This window comes from Actinoallomurus iriomotensis (genome assembly GCF_030269445.1).
GTDB classification, from domain to species: domain Bacteria; phylum Actinomycetota; class Actinomycetes; order Streptosporangiales; family Streptosporangiaceae; genus Actinoallomurus; species Actinoallomurus iriomotensis.
On the sequence record NZ_BSTJ01000011.1, the window covers coordinates 314,305 to 334,236 of the forward strand.

General features: G+C 71.3%; 17 protein-coding genes and 1 riboswitch. Of the genes, 10 read left to right on the forward strand and 7 right to left on the reverse strand.

The features are described from left to right. Positions 1-42: 42 nt before the first annotated feature. Positions 43-1,053, reverse strand: a complete 1,011-nt coding sequence (locus QSK37_RS38425; RefSeq protein ID WP_285630924.1) for a Gfo/Idh/MocA family oxidoreductase — start codon at positions 1,051-1,053, stop codon at positions 43-45. A 101-nt stretch (positions 1,054-1,154) separates the two neighbouring features. On the opposite strand from QSK37_RS38425, the gene QSK37_RS38430 reads away from it, so the two are divergent. Further along, entirely contained in the window at positions 1,155-1,964 is an 810-nt protein-coding gene (locus tag QSK37_RS38430; RefSeq protein WP_285630927.1) for an AMP-binding protein, read from the forward strand. Between the two features lie 4 nt (positions 1,965-1,968). On the opposite strand, the gene QSK37_RS38435 is transcribed toward QSK37_RS38430, so the two are convergent. Together QSK37_RS38435 and QSK37_RS38440 are read right to left on the reverse strand one after the other, a co-directional pair. Continuing rightward, positions 1,969-2,358 (reverse strand): VOC family protein, encoded by a 390-nt coding sequence (locus QSK37_RS38435; RefSeq protein WP_285630930.1) that lies wholly within the window; start codon positions 2,356-2,358, stop codon positions 1,969-1,971. Between the two features lie 4 nt (positions 2,359-2,362). After that, positions 2,363-3,211: a helix-turn-helix domain-containing protein gene (locus QSK37_RS38440; protein WP_285630932.1), complete on the reverse strand. Its 849-nt coding sequence runs from the start codon at positions 3,209-3,211 to the stop codon at positions 2,363-2,365. 50 nt (positions 3,212-3,261) lie between these two features. Beyond that, positions 3,262-3,405: riboswitch (cobalamin riboswitch) on the forward strand. A gap of 39 nt (positions 3,406-3,444) precedes the next feature. On the opposite strand from QSK37_RS38440, the gene cobN reads away from it, so the two are divergent. The 3 genes from cobN to katG all read left to right on the forward strand — a co-directional run bounded on the left by cobN (position 3,445) and on the right by katG (position 9,856). Further along, on the forward strand, positions 3,445-7,050 hold the full coding sequence (gene cobN, locus QSK37_RS38445; RefSeq protein WP_285630935.1) for a cobaltochelatase subunit CobN: 3,606 nt from the start codon (positions 3,445-3,447) through the stop codon (positions 7,048-7,050). A 110-nt stretch (positions 7,051-7,160) separates the two neighbouring features. Continuing rightward, positions 7,161-7,598, forward strand: a complete 438-nt coding sequence (locus tag QSK37_RS38450) for a Fur family transcriptional regulator (RefSeq protein ID WP_285574122.1) — start codon at positions 7,161-7,163, stop codon at positions 7,596-7,598. A 29-nt stretch (positions 7,599-7,627) separates the two neighbouring features. Continuing rightward, on the forward strand, positions 7,628-9,856 hold the full coding sequence (gene katG, locus QSK37_RS38455) for a catalase/peroxidase HPI (protein ID WP_285630938.1): 2,229 nt from the start codon (positions 7,628-7,630) through the stop codon (positions 9,854-9,856). A 71-nt stretch (positions 9,857-9,927) separates the two neighbouring features. Here the strand turns inward: katG and QSK37_RS38460 are convergent, their stop codons facing one another. Beyond that, positions 9,928-11,139: an MFS transporter gene (locus QSK37_RS38460; RefSeq protein ID WP_285630941.1), complete on the reverse strand. Its 1,212-nt coding sequence runs from the start codon at positions 11,137-11,139 to the stop codon at positions 9,928-9,930. A 55-nt stretch (positions 11,140-11,194) separates the two neighbouring features. After that, a complete protein-coding gene (locus QSK37_RS38465) occupies positions 11,195-12,049 on the reverse strand; it encodes a helix-turn-helix domain-containing protein (protein WP_285630944.1) in 855 nt (284 codons plus the stop codon). 101 nt (positions 12,050-12,150) lie between these two features. Between QSK37_RS38465 and QSK37_RS38470 the strand changes: the two genes are divergently transcribed. The 3 genes from QSK37_RS38470 to QSK37_RS38475 are packed head-to-tail and all read left to right on the forward strand — an operon-like array spanning position 12,151 to position 13,818. Beyond that, a complete protein-coding gene (locus tag QSK37_RS38470; RefSeq protein ID WP_285630947.1) occupies positions 12,151-12,960 on the forward strand; it encodes a helix-turn-helix domain-containing protein in 810 nt (269 codons plus the stop codon). Further along, positions 12,957-13,100, forward strand: coding sequence for a DUF397 domain-containing protein (locus tag QSK37_RS51910; protein ID WP_432705640.1), 144 nt, complete (start codon positions 12,957-12,959; stop codon positions 13,098-13,100). Before QSK37_RS38470 ends, QSK37_RS51910 begins: the two co-directional genes overlap by 4 nt. Beyond that, complete coding sequence (locus tag QSK37_RS38475; RefSeq protein ID WP_285630950.1) at positions 13,063-13,818, forward strand: nucleoside phosphorylase; 756 nt, start codon at positions 13,063-13,065, stop codon at positions 13,816-13,818. The genes QSK37_RS51910 and QSK37_RS38475 overlap by 38 nt, the downstream gene beginning before the upstream one ends. Before the next feature lie 70 nt (positions 13,819-13,888). Here the strand turns inward: QSK37_RS38475 and QSK37_RS38480 are convergent, their stop codons facing one another. Then, entirely contained in the window at positions 13,889-15,529 is a 1,641-nt protein-coding gene (locus QSK37_RS38480; protein WP_285630952.1) for a glycosyl hydrolase family 79 C-terminal domain-containing protein, read from the reverse strand. A 189-nt stretch (positions 15,530-15,718) separates the two neighbouring features. Here QSK37_RS38480 and QSK37_RS38485 point away from each other — a divergent pair, with 189 nt between their 5' ends. After that, positions 15,719-16,771: a LacI family DNA-binding transcriptional regulator gene (locus QSK37_RS38485; protein ID WP_285630955.1), complete on the forward strand. Its 1,053-nt coding sequence runs from the start codon at positions 15,719-15,721 to the stop codon at positions 16,769-16,771. A 103-nt stretch (positions 16,772-16,874) separates the two neighbouring features. Further along, positions 16,875-18,500, forward strand: coding sequence for a hypothetical protein (locus QSK37_RS38490; protein WP_285630958.1), 1,626 nt, complete (start codon positions 16,875-16,877; stop codon positions 18,498-18,500). Between the two features lie 22 nt (positions 18,501-18,522). On the opposite strand, the gene QSK37_RS38495 is transcribed toward QSK37_RS38490, so the two are convergent. After that, a complete protein-coding gene (locus QSK37_RS38495) occupies positions 18,523-19,110 on the reverse strand; it encodes a DUF1349 domain-containing protein (RefSeq protein WP_285630960.1) in 588 nt (195 codons plus the stop codon). Positions 19,111-19,224: 114 nt separating this feature from the next. Between QSK37_RS38495 and QSK37_RS38500 the strand changes: the two genes are divergently transcribed. Further along, complete coding sequence (locus QSK37_RS38500) at positions 19,225-19,929, forward strand: TetR/AcrR family transcriptional regulator (protein ID WP_285630963.1); 705 nt, start codon at positions 19,225-19,227, stop codon at positions 19,927-19,929. Positions 19,930-19,932: the final 3 nt, after the last annotated feature.

The window sequence follows — 19,932 nt, forward strand, 5'->3', positions numbered from 1 at the left end:
GCTACACCCGGGAGCGGACATTCCCGGTCGCGCGGGACCCGTCTAGAGCACGCGGGAAAGAGCGGCCTCGATGACCTCCAGGCCGGCGACGGCGTCGTCGAGTGTCACCGGGGGCGGCGCTTCACCCCGGATCGCGGCGGCGACCGCCGGGTAGAAGTCCTGGTAGCGGCCGTGCTCGGTGACGTGCGGCCGTGTTCTGCCCGGGGTGCCGAGCAGCCCGTACGCCTCCGGCGGCGTCACGCCGAAACCCTGGTCGTCCGGCGTCAGCCCGTCGCGGAGCTGGGCCTCCTGGCCGTCCAGCCCGTACGTCGTGTACGCCGCCCGGTCGCCGAGGACGCGGAAGCGCGGGCCCAGCTCGGCGCTGATCGCGCTCATCCACAGGTGCGACCGGACGCCGTTCGCGTGGGTCAGGGCCACGAACGCGTCGTCGGCGGCCTCCGCGCCGGGGCGGCGGACGTCCACCTCCGCGTACACCTCAGAGGCCGGCGGCCCGAACAACGTGATCGCCTGGTCGATGAGGTGCGCCCCGAGGTCGTACAGGACGCCGCCGGCCGCGGCCGGGTCGGCGGTCTCCTTCCAGCCCGGTTTGATTTGCGGGCGCCAGCGGGTGAACCGCGACTCGAACCGCAGCACCCGGCCCAGCGTGCCCGCCGAGCACAGCCGGGCGACCGTGCGGAAGTCGCCGTCCCAGCGCCGGTTGTGGAAGGGGATCACGAGCGGCCCGCCGGCGAGGGACCGTGCCTCGGCCGCGGTCGGCGCGACCGGTTTGTCGACCACGACCGGCAGGCCGGCGTCGAGCGCGGCGCGGGCGAGGGGAACGTGGGAACGGTTCGGCGTCGTGACCACCACCAGGTCGTATCCGCCCGCCCACACAGGGTCCGTACCGTCCAGGATCTCCGTGTCCGGGTACCGGTCGCGGACGCTCTCCCGGCGTTCGGGGTTCGCCGTGACGACGGCGGCCAGTTCGAGGTCCGGCGCGGCGGAGATGAGCGGCGCGTGGAAGACGGCACCTCCGGTGCCATAGCCGATCAACGCGACCCGAAGGGTGTCCACAGATGGCCTCCTCGGGAACCATTTGATCACGCTCCGGGTCTGTCCCGGCACGCCCGCCCGGCCTAATGTCGCTGAGGGGCCCACGATGGGGAGGAGTGTGCATGCCCGGACCATCCCCGGATGCGAATCTGGCGGAGGTGCTCAGGCAGTGGACGAACGCGTTCGGCTGGTCTGAACGGGCCGCGTTCCTGTGCGGTGACGACGTCTACACCCACGGCGAGGTGCACCGGGGCGCGGCCCGCGCCGCGTCGCTGCTGCGCGCGCACGGGGTCGCGCCGAGTGACCGCGTGGCGATCGCGCTGCCCGGCTCGATGGAGCTCGTCTGGTCGTTTCTCGGCGCCGTACGCATCGGCGCGATCGCGGTGCTGGCCGACCCGGACGCCTCGGCGCTGCCCCCGGCGGCCTTCGCGGTCTGCTCGCCCGGGCGCCACCCGCACACGATCACGCCCGTGGAGCTGATCGCCGCGCTGCCCGCCGCCGCCTTCGCCGACCCGTACCCGGTGCTGCCCGAGGCGCCGGCGTACGGCCAGCACGCCACGACGTACGCCCACCGCGACCCCGAAGAGTCCTACTTGGCGATGGAACCGTTCGGGCTGCGCGAGAACGACGTGCTGTTCTCGGTGTCGAAGACCTACGACCCGGTCGGCCTGCGCAACACCATCTTCCTTCCGCTGTTCACCGGCTCCTGCGCGGTCCTCGACTCGCGACAGCGTTCGATCCCCCTGGTCGCGGAGGGCGTGCGGCGGCACCGGGCCAGCGTGCTGCTGTCGACGTCGGCGTTCCTGGGCCGGCTGGCGGCGGAACGGCCGGAGGGCGACTTCGCGCCGCTGCGGCTCGCGGTGTCCCAGGGGGCGACGCCACCACCGAGCCGGGTCGAGCAGTGGCTCGGCTGCCCGGTGGTGACGCCGTGATCGGTCAGCCGCCGGCCCCGGCGTAGGTGCCGAAGCTCCAGAAGACGCCTTCGGGGTCGCGCACCGTGAAACCGCGCCCGTACGGCTCGTCCTGCGGCTCCTGCACCACCGTGGCGCCGGCCGCCTGCGCACGCTTGAACAGGCCGTCGACGTCGTCGGTCACGACATAGGCCGAACCGGTGCCGGATGGCAGGCCGGCGATGGAGCTGTCCTCGCGGGACGCGCTGCCGAGCATGACGCCTCCGCCGAGGGGCCAGCGGAGCTCGGCGTGGTCGACGCGGTCGCCGCTCTCGTAGACCGCGACGCGTTCGAAGCCGAAGGCGTCGGTCAGGAACTGGATGGCGGCGTGGGCGTCGGAGTAGCGGAACGACGGCCAGATCATGGTTTCACTCATGCCGTCATCGTCCGCCGGCGTCCTCGCCGCCGTCTTGGATGAATGGGAGATCGTCGCCGGTCAGCCAGGCCGAGGGCGGGCAGCCGCACAGGTCGTTCCACTCGCGTGCCAGGTGCGCCTGGTCGTAGAACCCGCACACGGCCGCGACCTCGGCGAGCGACGGCCGGTCCCGCCGCGACAACAGCCGCTTGGAGCGCTGGAACCGTACGACGCGCGCCGTCTCCTTCGGCGTCAGGCCGTACTCGGCGGTGAACCGCGCGGCCAGGTGCCGGCGGCTCCAGCCGACCTCGGAGGCGATGTCGGCGACGCGCGCGAGGCCGCCGCTCCCGACGATCAGCCGCCAGGCGTGGCGCAGCTCGTCCGGGGGCGCGCCCGGACGGCCGGCGTCACCGGACAGCACCTCGTCCAGTACGGCGAACCGCGCGGGCCACGACCGCGCCTCGGCCAGCCGCTCGGTCAGCTCGGCCGCCCGCGTCCGCAGCAGCCCGTCGAGCGGGACGACGACCGACGCGAGCTCGCCGGCCGGCATCCCCAGCAGCGACCGGGCGCCCTGCGGGGTGAGGCTGAGCTGGACGCCGTACTGGTCGCCGTCGTGCTCGATCAGCACCGGGCGCGTGTGCATCCCCCCGGCGAGCGCCGGAAACCCCGCGGCGTCCGAATGACGGCCGGGCTGGGTCGCGCGGGTCGGCGCGCCGAGGCTGAGCACCACGGTGAGGTACGGCGAGGGCAGCCCGCGGTGGGTGCCCGGCGGCAGACCCTCGTAGCGGTAGCCCGAGTAGTGGGCGACCAGCGGCGCCAGGCGTGCCGGCGGGGTCACCTCGGCTCGCTCCATGACGAGAGCTGAGCTGCTCATGGCCCCCACGGTAACCGTGACGAACGGCACGTCGCGTCCCTGCCGCGGAGAATTTCCTCCTCATAGACTGGCCGCGCGACGGCGAGGGAAGGAACCCGGTGCGATTCCGGGACTGTCCCGCAACTGTGATCGGATAGCGCACTCGCGCGCGGTGACCCGAGAGTCAGGAGACTTCCCGCCGTCGGCATCGGCACCCGAGCCGGGGCGAGGACCCCCGAGGGAAGGACCCACACGTGCGCGTCTTGCTGCTTTCCACCGCCGACACCGAGTTGCTGTCGGCCCGTTCCGCCGGGTACGCCACGGGCAATCCCGCCCGGCTGGCCCTCGCCGACCTCGACGCGCTCTGCGCGGACGCGGACGCCGTCGTCGTCCGGCTCCTGGGCGGTCTGAAGACCTGGCGCGAGGGCGTGGAGGACCTGCGGCGGCGCGGCCTGCCGCTGGTCGCGCTGGGCGGTGAGGCCACCCCGGACGCCGAGCTGATGGCGCTGTCCACCGTGCCCGCGGGCGTCGCGGCCGAAGCCCTGGACTACCTGCGCGAGGGCGGCGTCGGCAACCTGCGCGAGCTGCGCCGCTTCCTCGCCGGGATGCTGTCGCCGGGTGACGAGGAGCCCTGGGCGCCGCCGCAGCGGATGCCCGAGTACGGCGTGCACGGTGAGCCTGAGGCCCGCGCGGACCGGCCCACGGTGGGCGTGGTCTTCTACCGGGCGCACGAACTGTCCGGCAACACCGCGTTCGTCGACACGCTCTGCGAGCGGATCGAGGCGGCGGGCGGCAACGCGCTGCCGGTCTTCTGCGGCTCGCTCCGCTCCGCCGACGAGGGCCTGCTCGAACTGCTCGGCCGCGCCGACGCCATCGTGGTGACGGTGCTCGCGGCGGGGGCCTCCGCCGAAGATGGGTGGGACGCGGGAGCGCTGGCGGCGCTGGACGTGCCGGTCATCCAGGGCATGTGCCTGACGACCTCGCGGGAGGTGTGGGCGGCCTCCGACGCGGCGCTGTCGCCGATGGACGCGGCCATGCAGGTGGCCATCCCCGAGTTCGACGGACGGCTGATCTCCGTGCCGTTCTCCTTCAAGCAGGAGGGCCCCGACGGCATCCCGGTGTACGCCGCCGACCCCGAGCGCGCCGCCCGCGTCGCCGGCATCGCCGTGCGCCACGCGCGCCTGCGGCACACGCCGCCCGCCGAGCGCAGGCTGGCGATCGTGCTCTCGTCGTACCCGACCAAGCACGCGCGCGTCGGCAACGCGGTCGGCCTGGACACCCCGGTCTCGGCGGTACGCCTGCTGACCGCGCTGAAGGAGGCCGGCTACCAGGTCGGCGAGCACCCCGACGACGGCGACGAGCTCATCCACTCGCTCATCGCGGCGGGCGGCCACGACGTGGAGTGGCTGACCGAGGAGCAGCTGCGCGCCGCGTCCGCGCGGGTGCCGCTGGAGGACTACCGACACTGGTTCGCCGCGCTGCCCGACTCGCTGCGTGAGGCCGTACGGGAGCACTGGGGCGAGCCGCCGGGTGAGCTCTACACGGACGGCGACGACATCGTGCTGGCCTCGCTGCGGTTCGGGAACGTGCTGCTGATGATCCAGCCGCCGCGCGGCTTCGGCGAGAACCCGGTGGCGATCTACCACGACCCGGATCTGCCGCCGTCGCACCACTACCTGGCCGCCTACCGCTGGCTGGACGAGACGTTCCGCGCCGACGCGGTCGTCCACCTCGGCAAGCACGGCACGCTCGAATGGCTGCCCGGCAAGGGCCTGGGCCTGTCCGCCGAGTGCGCGCCCGACGCCGTGCTCGGCGACCTGCCGCTGGTGTACCCGTTCATCGTCAACGACCCCGGCGAGGGCACCCAGGCCAAGCGCCGTGGCCACGCCGTCGTCGTCGACCACATGGTGCCGCCGATGGCCCGCGCGGACACGTACGGCGACCTGGCCAAGCTGGAACAGCTGCTGGACGAGTACGCCACGGTCCAGGCGCTGGACCCGGTCAAGCTGCCCGCCGTGCGCGCGCAGATCTGGACCCTCGTGCAGGCCGCCCAGCTCCACCAGGACCTGCACGTGTCCGCCGAGCCGGGCGCCGACGACTTCGACGACTTCGTCCTGCACGTGGACGGGTACCTGTGCGAGGTCAAGGACGTGCAGATCCGCGACGGCCTGCACATCCTCGGCGACGCGCCGGACGCGGAGCAGCGGGTCAACCTCGTCCTCGCGGTGCTGCGGGCCGCCCAGGTGTGGACCGGCGGCTCCGGCGCGCTGCCGGGACTGCGCGCGGTCGTCGCCGCCCGGTACGGGCTGGAGGAGAAGGCGCTGCTGGCCGAGCCGGGCGCCCCGGCGGACGCCGGCGGGCTCACCGAACTCGCCGACGGCCCTTCTCGTACCGCGTCCGACGTCATCGACCTGCTCGAGGCGGTCGCGCGGCGGCTCGTCGTCGGCATGGAGACCCTCGGCTGGGACGCCGCGAAGGTCCCGGCGGTCTGCGCCGAGGTGCTCGGCTCGGCGGACCGGAACGTCGAACGGCTCCTGGAGTTCGCGGCGCGCGAGGTCGTGCCGCGCCTGGCGGCCACGTCCGGCGAGATCGACGCCGTACTGCACGCGCTGGACGGCGGGTACGTCCCGGCCGGGCCGTCGGGCTCGCCGACGCGCGGCCTGGTCAACGTGCTGCCGACCGGGCGCAACTTCTACTCCGTCGACCCGAAGGCGATCCCCTCACGCGGCTCATGGGAGGTCGGCGTCTCCCTCGCCGACTCGCTGGTCGCCCGCCACCTCGCCGACACGGGGGAGTACCCGAGCAGCGTCGGCCTCACGGTCTGGGGCACCTCGGCGATGCGCACCCAGGGCGACGACATCGCCGAGGTCCTCGCGCTGATCGGCGTACGGCCGGTGTGGGACGACGCCTCCCGCCGGGTCACCGGCTTCGAGGTGATCCCGCGCGCGGAGCTGGGCCGCCCGCGCATCGACGTGACGCTGCGCATCTCCGGTTTCTTCCGCGACGCGTTCCCGCACGTCATCACCCTCATCGACGACGCGATCGCGGCCGTCGCCGAGCTGGACGAACCGGACAACCACCTGCGGGCGCACGCGCTGGAGGACGCGCGCGAGCACGGTGACTGGCGGCGCGCCACGAGCCGCATCTTCGGCTCCAAGCCCGGCGCGTACGGCGCGGGCCTGCTGCCGCTGATCGACGCGCGCAACTGGCGCGACGACGGCGACCTGGCCGAGGTGTACGCCGTGTGGGGCGGCTACGCGTACGGGCGCGGACTCGACGGGCGCGAGGCGCGCGGCGACATGGAGGCGGCGTTCCGGCGCATCACCGTCGCCGCGAAGAACCAGGACACCCGCGAGCACGACATCGTCGACTCCGACGACTACTTCCAGTACCACGGCGGCATGGTGGCCATGGTCCGTACGCTGACGGGCCGCAGCCCCGCCGCGTACGTCGGCGACTCGGCGCTGCCGGAACAGGTGAAGACGAGGACGCTCGGCGAGGAGACGCACCGGGTGTTCCGCGCCCGCGTGGTCAACCCGCGCTGGATCGCGGCGATGCGCCGGCACGGGTACAAGGGCGCGTTCGAACTGGCCGCGACGGTGGACTACCTGTTCGGCTACGACGCGACGGCCGGCGTGGTGGACGACTGGATGTACGAGAAGCTGGCCGAGGAGTACGTCTTCGACCCGGAGAACCGCGAGTTCATGGAGCGCTCGAACCCGTGGGCGCTGCGCGGCATCACCGAACGCCTGCTGGAGGCCGCCGACCGCGACCTGTGGGCCGAGCCGGACCCCGAGACCCTCGACCGTCTCCGCGAGACCTACCTGCGCCTCGAAGGCGACCTCGAAGGCGGCGAGTGACGCACCTCACACGACACGGCGGAAAGGGGTGACCGTTCGGCCGGGGCGGGTCTACACTTGCGTCGTTCGTTGTCTTGGATCATTCGCGTTATGAAGGTAGGTCTGGCGCCATGACCGCATCCCAGACTCCGACCCCCGCCGAGGAGTTGCGCGGTGCCGGCCTGCGGGTGACCGCCGCACGCGTCGCGCTGCTCGAGACCGTGCGGCACGGTGACCACCTCGACGTCGAGGCGATCGCGTCCGGGGTGCGCGATCGCGTGGGTCACGTCTCCCTCCAAGCCGTGTACGAGGCCCTGCACGCCCTCACCGCGGCCCGACTCGTACGCCGCATCGAGCCGGCCGGCAGCCCGGCCCGGTTCGAGGGACGCGTGGGGGACAACCACCACCATGTCGTCTGCCGGTCCTGCGGTGTCGTCGCCGACGTCGACTGCGCGGTCGGTGAGATTCCCTGCCTGACTCCGTCCGACGACCACGGCTTCGTGATCGACGAGGCCGAGGTCGTGTACTGGGGCCTGTGCCCCGACTGTTCCACCGCACGCAATTCCTGAGCACCCGCTCTGATCCCGGAAGGATTCCCGTGTCTGACACTCCTGACACCGTTGTTGGAGAGACGAACGATGAGAGCGCGGGCGGCTGCCCGGTCGCGCACGGGCGTGCCCCGCACCCCACTCAGGGAGGCGGCAACCGCGGCTGGTGGCCGGATCGGCTCAACCTGAAGCTGCTCGTCAAGAACCCGCCCATGGCCAACCCCCTGGGCGAGGACTTCGACTACGCCGAGGCGTTCAACAGCCTCGACCTCGCCGCCGTGAAGCAGGACATCGCGCAGGTGCTCACGGACTCACAGGACTGGTGGCCGGCCGACTTCGGGAACTACGGGCCGCTGATCATCCGCATGGCGTGGCACAGCGCGGGCACCTACCGCGTCAGCGACGGCCGGGGTGGCGCCGGGGCGGGCCAGCAGCGCTTCGCGCCCCTCAACAGCTGGCCGGACAACGCGAGCCTCGACAAGGCCCGCCGCGTGCTGTGGCCCGTCAAGCAGAAGTACGGCCAGAAGATCTCGTGGGCCGACCTGATGATCCTGGCCGGCAACGTCGCCCTGGAGACGATGGGCCTGAAGACCTTCGGCTTCGGCGGCGGCCGCGAGGACGCCTGGGAGGCCGACGAGGACGTCTTCTGGGGCCCCGAGACCGCCTGGCTGGACGACGAGCGCTACAGCGGTGAGCGCGAGCTGGAAAAGCCCCTGGCCGCGGTGCAGATGGGCCTCATCTACGTCAACCCCGAGGGCCCGAACGGCAACCCGGACCCGGTCGCCGCGGCACGCGACATCCGCGAGACGTTCGGCCGCATGGGGATGAACGACGAGGAGACCGTCGCCCTGATCGCCGGTGGCCACACCTTCGGCAAGACGCACGGCGCGGCCCCGGCCGACGCCATCGGACCCGAGCCCGAGGGCGCCCCGCTGGAGGACCAGGGCCTGGGCTGGAAGAACTCCTACGGCACCGGCAAGGGCCGGGACTCCCACACGAGCGGTCTCGAGGTCACCTGGACGCCCACCCCGACGAAGTGGGACAACACCTTCTTCGAGCTCCTCTTCGGCTACGAGTGGGAGCTGACCGAGAGCCCCTCCGGGGCGAACCAGTGGCGGCCGAAGGACGGCGCCGGCGCCGACACCGTGCCCGACCCTGAGGACGGCACGCTGAACCGCGCACCGGGGATGCTGACGACCGACCTCTCGCTGCGCTTCGACCCGATCTACGAGCCGATCTCGCGGCGCTTCAAGGACAACCCCGAGGAGTTCGCGGACGCGTTCGCCCGCGCCTGGTTCAAGCTGACCCACCGCGACATGGGCCCGATCCAGCGGTACCTCGGTCCCGAGGTCCCGTCGGAGACGCTGATCTGGCAGGACCCCGTCCCGGCGGTGGACCACGAGCTGGTCGACGCCGATGACATCGCCGCGCTCAAGGCCCGGCTCCTGGACTCCGGTCTCTCGGTCTCCCAGCTGGTCACCACCGCGTGGGCGTCGGCCGCGTCGTTCCGCGGCACCGACAAGCGCGGCGGCGCCAACGGCGCGCGCATCCGGCTGGAGCCGCAGAAGAACTGGGAGGTCAACAACCCCAACGAGCTGACGACCGTGCTGCGCACCCTGGAGCAGGTCCAGGAGGCGTTCAACGCCGAGCAGACCGGTGGTAAGCGGATCTCCCTGGCCGACCTGATCGTGCTCGGTGGGTGCGCGGCCGTCGAGAAGGCCGCGAAGGACGCTGGCCACGACATCGTGGTGCCCTTCACTCCGGGACGCACCGACGCGTCGCAGGAGCAGACCGACGTCGAGTCCTTCGAGGTGATGGAGCCGTCGCACGACGGGTTCCGCAACTACCTCATGAAGGGCAACCTGCTGCCGGGCGAGTTCCTCCTGATCGATCGGGCGAACCTCCTCACCCTGAGCGCGCCCGAGATGACGGTCCTCCTCGGTGGGCTGCGCGTCCTGGGCGCCAACCACGGGCAGTCCTCCCTGGGCGTCCTCACCGACCGCCCCGGGACGCTGACCAACGACTTCTTCGTGAACCTGCTCGACATGGGCACGGTGTGGAAGCCGGTGTCCGAGGAGTCCGAGACCTACGAGGGACGCGACGCCTCGGACGAGGTCAAGTGGACCGCCAGCCGCGTCGACCTGGTCTTCGGCGCCAACTCCGAGCTGCGCGCGGTCGCCGAGGTGTACGCGAGCGACGACGCGAAGGAGAAGTTCGTGAACGACTTCGTCGCGGCGTGGGACAAGGTGATGATGCTGGACCGGTACGACCTGGTCTGAGCTCGTCTGATCTGACCTGGTCTGGTGGGTGACGTCCAGGCCGGCCCGTGGATGGGCCGGCCTGGACGTTCTCATGTGGCGGGCGCGACGAGGGGTGCGGCCGCCCGCCGCGCCCAGCGGACGGCGAACGGTGCGGCCAGCCCGGTCAGGGCGAACAGCGCCCCGACGACGTACCAGCCGGGGCGGCCCCAGGTGATGCAGAGCGCGATGAGCACGCTCGGCCCGACGGCTTCGGACAGCCCGGCGCCCAGGCCGAACACGCCGAGATACTGCCCGGTGGCATGCTCCGGGGCGAGGGCGAAGGACACCTCGAACCCCCCGCCGGAGTGCCACAGTTCGCCGACCGTGTGGACGACGACCGCGGCCATGAGCAGCGTCGCGGCGGCCCACGCGGGTGTCCCCGCGGACAGTGAGATCAGCGAGCAGGACACCAGGAAGGCCACGCCCGCGCGGCGGTAGGCGACTCCGCCGGCCGTGGGGTCGCTGATGCCGCGGCTGGCCCGTACCTGGAACACGACGACGATGACGGTGTTCACGACCATCGTCCCCGACACGAGCCAGCGCGGAGCGGCGGTCGCCCCCACCAGCCACAGCGGGACGGCCACGGTGAGCACCTTGAACTGGACGGCCATGATGCCGTCGAGCGCGGTGAGCAGAAGATAGGGCCGGTCCCGCAGGGCGATCCAGCGGGGTCCGTAAACGCCGGGCTTCGCCGTGACCGGCGGGAGGAAGGCCAGGATCGCCGCGGAGGCCGCGAAGGCGACCGCGTTGCCGATGACCAGCGTCTGGTACGCGGTGAGGGTGCCCACCTCGACGGCCCAGCCCGCCAGCAGGGCACCGAGGGAGATGCCGACATTGGTCACGGCGCGGAGATAGGCGCGGAACTCCTGCGGCCGGTCCCCGCCGTACCGCCTGATGATCGGACTGCGCGCGGCCAGCCCCGCCGCCTTGGCCCCGGTGGCCGCGCCCACCGCGAGAACGAACGGCCAGAACCCGTCCACCAGCACGAAGCCGGCCGTGGCCAGCGCCTGGACGACGAGGGTGGCCGCGTAGACGCCACGAGCGCCGCGCCGGTCCGCGAGATGCCCGACGGCGATGCCCATGGCCAGCGAGAGGAGGCCGGCCATGCCGAGCCCGAGCCCCACCTGGCTCGCCGGCAGATGCACCGCCTGGGTGAAGTACAGGACTCCGGCGGTGAGGTAGAGGCCGCTGCCGACGGTGTAGACGAAGTTCGAGGCCGCGACGACGCGCTGGGGTCGGGTGTCCGGGATCAGGTGGGGCATGACGCCATCTTGTTGCAACTAGCTCGCAACAGCAATAGCTATGCGCCTGGGGTCGTCACAGGGCCTCCAGCGCCTTCTGGATGACGGATCGCGACTCCGTGATCGAGTAAGCGTGGCCTCGGAGCAGGTCGAACCGCATCGCGCAGGTCGCGACGGTGGGCGGTCGGTCGATCAGAGTTCCGTGTCCCGCCGATTCGAGGTAAACGACGTCGCTTTCGCCGTTGAACTCCAGGACCGTGAAACTTCCGGAGAACGCGACATAGTAGTCGGTGTCCTGTGGAAGCACTTGAATGCTGATTTCCGGGTGCTCGGAGAGGCGCAGCAGATGGGCGAGCTGTTCGCGAACGGTGTCAGGCGATCCGATTTTCCGGCGCAGCGCCACCTCGTCGATGACGAGGAAGATGTGCGGGGGATTCTTCCGGTCGAAGAGCGCCTTGCGTTCGGCCTGCGCCCGGATCGTCTCGTCGATCTCGTCGGGGTTCATGACCTTTCCCAGCAGCGCGCGAGCGTAGTCGTCGGTCTGGAAGAGCGCCGGGATGAGACGCGTCTCGAACACGCGCATCGTGTTGGCGCTCCGCTCCAGCTCCAGGTACGCCGCTGAGCCGGGCGGCAGCGTCCCCAGGCGGCGCGTTCCCTTGATGAGTTTCCAGAATTCGAGGAACAGGCCGCCCAGCTTGAAGTACGTGTCGAGATCCTCGGCGAACGTTTTGGACGGAACGTTCCTCGCCGTCTCGATCTGGCCGACGAACTGCGGGCTGTAGCCCAGGGTCTCCGCGAGTTCGGTCCTGGTGAGGCCGGCGGCCTCGCGCATCTTCTGGAGCGCGATACCGAACGCTTGAATCGCCGGAGAGTCATGCGGATCGCGTTGCGCTGCCATGAGAAATGGGGCTCCTGTCCGTAAATGTCGCATCGCCGTATATCGCGGTTTCGCGTATCAGCATTGCGAGGACGGACTTATATGTCACCATTCCCAGGTACTTCTGGAACTTCTCCCCCCTGGAGTGTGCGCCGATGAACATCAATGAGTCGCCCGACCCGCGATCGTCGCTGTGGGCATTCATGGCTTACCTGCTGCGCTTTCACCGGATGGAGCGCGGCATGTCCGGCGCCGCGCTGGCCGACCTGCTCAACTGCGCGCGTTCGTCGATTTCCCGACTGGAGAACGCCGACGCCAAGCTCACCGACGCACAGGCCGCGCAGGTGGACCAGGAGTGGAGAACCGGCGGGCTGTTCGGGCTGCTTCTGTACTACGCGCGTCTCGGTCACGAACCCAACTGGTTGAAGTCGTTCAACGAGTTGGTGGCTCGTGCCTTTGTCATCAAGATCTACTCTGGCCAGCTGATCCCTGGTCTGCTCCAGACGCCCGAGTACGCACGTGCGCTCTTCGTCGCCGGGCGAGAGCCGGACATTTCAAGCGCCGTGGAAGCGCGAATGGCGCGACAGGACCCGCTGCACAGACCGAATCCGCCTGAAGTGTGGGTCCTGCTCGCCGAGACCGCGCTGCTGTGTCACGTAGGAGGCACGAAAGTCATGCGCGACCAGCTCGCCAGGCTGCTCGAACTTTCGGAGCTGCCCAACGTGATCCTGCGCGTGGTCCCCAACTCGGCAGGAGCCAATCTCGGTTTGGATGGTCCCTTCAAGATCGTGACGGTCAAGGAAGGGTCGGTGGCCTACTTGGATGCTTTGAACGGTGGAAGACTGGCGCCGGAGACATCCGAGGTGGCCGAACTCGACGCCAGGTTCAATCGGATCGGGGCGGTGGCTGAGCCGATGGACTCGTCACGTCGTCTGATCCGGGAAGTGATGGAGACCTTCACATGACCTCGACGGTATGGCGGAAGAGCAGCTGGACCGAATCCGGCACGTCGTCTCAGTGTGTGGAAGTGGCGGAGCTGCCGAGTACGACCGTTGCGGGGGAGCGCGATGGACATTCCACTGACGGAGTTCGAGCCGAGCGGTGACGGTCTGGTCCCGCCGACCCCTCCGCCGCTGAGCGAGCAACTGCCCGAGCGCGTCGTGATGTGCTTCTTCCCCGAGATCGTCGACGGCCTCGGAGAGACGCACGGCGCGCGACGCATCGGCGCGTACTCCCGCGAACTCGGCGGTCACGCCGTCTACCGGCTCGTCCATGACGGTGTGCCGGTCGCCGTGTTCCACCCCGGCGTCGGCGCGCCCCTCGCCGTGCAGCACTTCGAGAAGGCGATCGCGGCCGGCGGACGGTACTTCGTCGCCTGCGGCGGTGCGGGCGCCGTACGGCCCGGCCTGGCGCTCGGTCACGTCGTCGTGCCGGACGCCGCCGTACGCGACGAGGGCACTTCGTACCACTACGCCGCGCCCTCCCGCCTGATGAGCGCCGACCCGTCCGCGGTGGAGACGGCCGTGGCCACGCTCGCCGCACACGACATTCCCCACGTCACCGGCACGACCTGGACGACGGACGCCCCGTTCCGCGAGACCCCCGAGCGCGTACGGGCGCGCCGCGAGGAGGGCTGCCTGACGGTCGAGATGGAGACCGCCGCGTTCCTCGCCGTCGCGCGCTTCCGCGACGTGCGGTTCGCCCAGTACCTCTACGCGGGCGACGACGTGAGCGGCCAGGCCTGGGATCACCGCGCGTGGACGACGGCCACCGTACGGCCGGAACTGCTCGGGCTCGCCGTCGAGACGGTCACCCGGCTGTGAACGCCGGAGCCTGCCAAGGGAGGGCGGCGGCATGGGCGGCCGGGAGTGCCCCGGCCGCCACTGCCTGAGGTCAGCGCGCGGAGAAGGTGATGATCTGAGCGGTGCCCGGGGCCACCGTGACGGTCGACCTGCCGCCGGAGACCCGCACCGGGGTGGTGCCCGGCCGGCCGGACGGGACGCCGCGGTCGGAGAGGGTACGGTCGCCGAGCGAGATGGCGGAGGCGTCCACCGAGGCCAGGCCGTCCGTGGCGGAGGTCCGCAGCGTCACCGCGTCGCCGCTGCGGTAGGCGGACGGAAGGTTCACCGTCACGTCGTCGTCGCCGGTCGAGGCGGCCGGGTCCTGGACGTTGATCAGGACCATCGTCAGCGCTCCGTTCCGCCCTTCGACCGCGTACGCGCGCAGCCGCGACAGGGCGGTGTCCGGCAGGCCGACGTCGAGGAACCTTCCCTCGGGGACCTGGTGGAACGCCCACAGCCCGTAGTACAGCGGCGCGGCCGACAGCCGGTTGGAGTCCAGCGCGTGCTGGTCCGCGGCGCAGAACGCCCCGTAGTACCGGTAGGAGATCGGGTAGTCCTTCGAGTCACGCGCCTTGAAGTCGCCGCAGATCGCCGCGGTGTTGGTGTGGAACTGCACCTGGGAGACGCGGCTCTGGGCGGTCTGCAGGAGGTAGTCCAGCGACCACAGGCTGGTCGCGTAGGCGTCGCTGACTCCGGGCTGGCCACTGCAGGACGCGCTGTTGGACTCATTGATCACCGCGGGTATCCCGCTGTTCAGGCGGCCGGTGATGTCCATGATGCCGGTCAGCTTGTTCCGGTCGGTGACGTACGTGTCCGGCGACAGCAACCCCGCGATCGTGGCGTTCGACGAACCGCAGTGGCTCTGCGGGTACAGGTGGTTGGTGAACTCGGCGATCATCTGCCGCGGGTCGCTGCCCGTGTCGGCCTGCACGGCGGCCACGAACCCGTCGAGCTGGGTGTTGGTCTTGGCGGTGTTCGCCGACGGTCCGGTGACCTTGATGTTCGCGTGCGGCACCGCCTGCTTGATGGCCGCGTGGTACTGCTTCATCGTCGCGTAGTACTCGGCCGGGGTCAGCGTCGTGACGTTGTCGTACTCGTTGCCGATCTCCACGGCCAGCAGGTCGTCGCCGAGGATCTCGTGCGCCGCCTTCACCTCCGCGACGGCCTGGTCGAGCGTCACCGGCGGGGACGGATCCTTGGTGGGAGACTTGATCTTCGACGGATCGATGATCTTCTTCAGCGGCACGCCGAGGGTGGCCTTCCAGCCGCTGTCGCGCAGCAGGGCCTTCAGCCGGATGAGATCGGACCGGTCCACCCGGCCGCCGATCGCCTCCGGGGGCGTGGGGGCGTCGCGGTAGGCGCCGAACGCCGGCCAGACCAGGTCCATCGAGTAGCCGCCCAGCCGCAGCACGCCGTGCCGGCCGAGCGTCTTGAGCCACTGCGACATCCGCGGCTTGGTCAGGAACCCGTGCGCGAGGTCGGCCGACTCGACGGAGAAGCCGAGATTCTCGCCGGTGATCGCCCCGGAGTCCGGGACGCCTCTCGGGGTCAGGGTGATCGCGGTGGAGTCGGCCGGAGCGGCCGGTGCCGCCACCGCGACCGAGGCGGTCAGCGCGGTCGCCAACCCGACGGCCGACAACGATCTCCGGATGACTCCGCCCGTACCGCGACGACTCACGATCTCTCTCACCATGTGCAGGCTCCCAGTGTCCATGTCGCTGCCGTCGTGAGACGGACTCGTCTGAGGTCAGCCCCGAGAAACCGGTTTCTGAGGATGCAGTCCAGCACCGTTCGCACCGCGCGTCAATAGATCACCGACCCCCGTTCGGCGGGCCTGACCCGTATCGGCCCTCGTCGCGCCCTCGACGGTTACCGTTGGCGTGTGCCTGCGAAACGCGATCCGTCCGGTGCCGGCGGGCGCCGGGTGACCATCGCCGACGTCGCCCGGAAGGCCGGCGTCTCACGCGCCACCGTGTCACGGGTCCTCAACGGCCAGGACACCGTGGACCCGGTGCTGGCCGGACGTGTCCGCCAGGTCAGCCGCCGCCTCGGCTACCACCCGAGCGCCATCGCGCAGGGCCTGGCGCGCGGGGCGAGCCACACGGTCGGCGTCGTCGTCCCCGACCTGGCCAACCCGTTCTTCCCCGAGGTGGTCAAGGCGCTGACGGTCGCGGCCGGCAAGGACGGCTTCAGCGTCGTGGTCGCCGACTCGGACGAGGACCCCGAGGCCGAACTGCGCCTGATCCAGGACGTCTCCCGCCGGGTGGACGGTCTGGTCCTGTGCTCCCCGCGCGCCGGGATCGCGGACCTGCGCCGCGTCGTCCGCAAGGGGCTGCCGACGGTGTGCACCAATCGGATGGTCGACCCGCCGTTGACCGCCTCGGTCATGATCGACTCAGGCCGGGGAATGCAGGCGGTCATCCGGCACCTGACCGAGCTCGGGCACCGCAGGATCGCCTACCTGGCCGGGCCGTCCTCCTCCTCGTCGAACGCCGACCGGCTGGGCGCGCTGGAGCGGAGCCTGCCCGGCGCGGTCGTGATCCCGACCGGCTCGAAGAGTCAGGAGGGCTACGCCTCGGCCGCCGCGGCGGCCGAGGCCGGTGCCACCGCCGTCATCTGCTTCAACGACCTGGTCGCGTTCGGGGCGCTCGCCCGGCTCCGTGCGCTCGGCGTCGCGGTCCCGGGGGAGATGTCGGTGGTGGGGTTCGACGACATCCCCGCCGCCGACTTCGTCCATCCCGCGCTGACGACCGTCCGCCTGCCAAAGGCCGAGCTGGGCCGGAGGAGCTGGGAGGTCCTGCGCGACCAGCTCGGCGACCACGGGGCCGGCGCGTCGGTCCGCCTGGAGCCGACCCTCGTCGTGCGGGAGTCGACCGGCAAGGCGATCGGTGCCACGGAAGACGCGGTCGCCGTCGGGGAACGCGCGGGCGGCTGAACGCCCGGCCGGATTCACGGCCGGCTATTGACCCCTTCCGTGATCGGTGCTGAACTGCCTCCTCAGAAACCGGTTTCTCGGGGCTGACCTCGGGAGGAGTTCCATGACGGTGAGCCATCGACGCTGCCTTGCCACCCTGATCGCGTTCGGTGCGCTGGTCATCGCGCCCGCCACGAGCGCCGCGGCGGTGTCGTCACCGCCGCGGGCGTCCGTGACCCTCGACCCCGCGCACGAGAACCAGGGCCGCATCCCGAGCCATTTCGTCGGCTTCAGCGTTGAATGGTCGCTGGTCGAGCGGTACATGGGGCCGGCCGCGCGCAACGCCTTCGCGAACCTGCTGGGCAACCTGGGCACGGGCGTGCTGCGCGTCGGCGGCTCTTCCCAGGACCTCATGCCGTTCGAGCCGGACGCACCCGACAGCGACCAGGTGATCACCCCGACGGACCTGAGCGCCATCCGCTCCACGCTCGACGCGGTGAACGGCCGGAGCCGGACGCCGTCGTGGGGCGTCGTCCTCGGCACGGCGATGGCGCCGCCCAGCGCGTCGCGGCCGTTCGCCGGCCCCGACCATGCCCGCGCCTTCGTCCGGCAGGGCGTCGAACCGGCGTTCGCCGGCGCGGAACGGGACATCGCCGGCATCGAGCTCGGCAACGAGCCGGACCTGTCCTACCACTCCGACCTCGACGCCTACCTGAGCGACCTGAACGCGTACGCCGACCCGGACGTCACGGGTCCCCTCCCCGTGATCGTCCCCAACACCAGCGAGGACATCCTGCCCTGGCAGGACATCGACCAGCGCACCGTGCCCACGCGGTTCTTCTGGGACTGGCCGCGGATCCTCGACACGGCCGCGCCGCTGACGCGGGCACGGGCCGGGGCGTTCGGCGCGTACGCGAGCGACCACTTCTACCCGCTGGCGCGCACCTGCCCGAACAAGCCGTACCGCTGTCCGAGCATCGGCGCCCTGCTCTCCGACGAGCACATGGCGAGCCTGGACTACCAGGTGTACGCCCACGCGGGCGAGGCACGCGATCACGGTCTCGGCTACCGCCTGGAGGAGACGAACACCGCGGCGGGGCGCGGGGCGGACGGCGTGAGCAACGTCGCGGCCGCCGCGGCGTACGGGCTCGACCTGATGTTCCACGCGGCCTGCCCGCAGCCCCCCGCCGACCCCGCCGCGAACGCCACGTGCGGCACCGGCGCCGTCGGGGTCAACTTCCACAACGCCGAAGTACGCGCGTTCTTCGCGCCGGAGGAGGGCAACGGCTACTACAACGCGATCGACTACGACGTCACCCCCGCCATGGGCGCGCCGACGGCCGCGCCGCTGTACTACGCCGCCCTGATGTTCGGCCGGTTCGCCCAAGGCGGCACCGGCCTGCGCCCGGTGCCGGTGACGGCGGACGATCCGGGCGCGGCGCAGGTCAAGGCATGGCGCGTCGAAGGCGGATCCGGCGAGCGGCGGCTGTTCCTCATCAACAAGGGCGATCACCCGGTGACGCTCACGGTGTCCGCGCCCGGCTCCACCGCGCTGGTCGACCGGATGACCCCCTACGATCCGTCCGGCGCCGGTCGTACGCTCGACGCGCCGCAGGTACGGGTCGACGGCCGCCAGGTCGCCGCCGACGGGAGCTGGCCGGGATTCCGCCCTGCGGCCCAACGGATCCACGGCCACCGGATGACCGTGACCGTCGCGGCCGGCGAGGCCTGCGTGATCACCGGCGGATAGCGCGGTCGCCGGGGTCTTGGCGTCAGTGCAGCGCGGCGTCGGCCGGGCCGAGGACGAAGCCGGTGAACCGGACGGTCAGGCCCTCGCGCTGCGGTGAGCAGCAGAACGGCCCGGCCGCCGCCGTCGCGTCGGGATCGAGCGGCGCGAGCCGGACCATCCGCCACGGCTCGTCCTCGCAGCGCGCCCGTACCGTGACCGCGTCACCGGCCCGGCTCGCCCGCACCGTGACCCGGCGCCCGGACCACTCGGGCACGGGCGCCACCGACCAGTCCGAGACCCCGCGCGTCACGACGGCCCCGAGCTGGGGCAGCCCGTCGCTGACCTCGATCCCGGCCTTGATCCAGGTCTGCGCGTCGACCCGGATCATGAGCCCGGCCTGGTCGTACAGCTCCTCGAACCGCGCGACGAACTCCACCTCGACCGCGGACCCGGAAGGGAAGCCGGTGAGCAGCGCGTGCCCGTCGTCCCGTACGAAGCCGTAGCTCGTCGTACGCCAGAAGTCACTCTCGCGCCGGGTCGTGACCAGCAGCGCGTCCCCGTCCGTCTCGACGCGCAGCGGCGGGTTGAGCCACGCCGCGTCGGACCACCCGACGGTCTCTCGTTCGTCCATGTTCTTCAGTAAACGCCGGGCTCGTCCGTCACGCTCCGAGCCGCGCCGACCGCCCACCGGCGGGGACGAGTAACCTTTCCTTCTCCACGCGATCACGAGGGGGGACGATTCGTCGTGGCCACGCGACGCGAACGCCTGCGCGCCGAGCTGGACGGGGAGATCCGGGCGTCGGCGCGCCGGCTCCTTCGCGCAGGCGGTCCGGACGCGATGACCCTGGCCGCGATCGCCCGCGACATCGGGATCACGGCACCGGCGATCTACCGCTACTACGAGAGCCACGACGACCTGGTGCGCGCCATCGCCTCCGACCTTGTGACGGACCTGGTCGAGACGCTCGCCGCGGCCGCGGACCCGTCGCTCGACCTGCTGGGGCGGCTGGCCGGTGCCACCAACATGATCCGTACCTGGGCCTTCGATCACCCGTCGGAGTTCGCGTTCCTCTTCGGCACGCCGCACGGCGCACTGGGCCGGGCGCAGGGCGAGATCTCGGCCGACTGGGTGTTGCAGCTCGCCAGGCTGTTCGGCGGCCTGTTCGAGGAGTTGTGGCAGCGGCAGCCGTTCCCCATCCTCTCCGACGCCGAGCTCGCGCCGGCGTTGCGGGCCGAGCTCGCGAGTTACCGGAAGGCCACCGGCCTCGACCTGCCGCTCGGGGCCCTCTGGACACTGCTGACCTGCTGGCACCGGATCTACGCGGCCGTCTGCCTGGAGATCTTCGGCCATCTCGGGGTGGCCATCGACGATCACGGTCCCATGTTCGACCAGATGCTCGTCGAGCTCTGCGCGTCCCTCGGCCTGGTCTACCGGCCCCCGGCGCGTTGACCG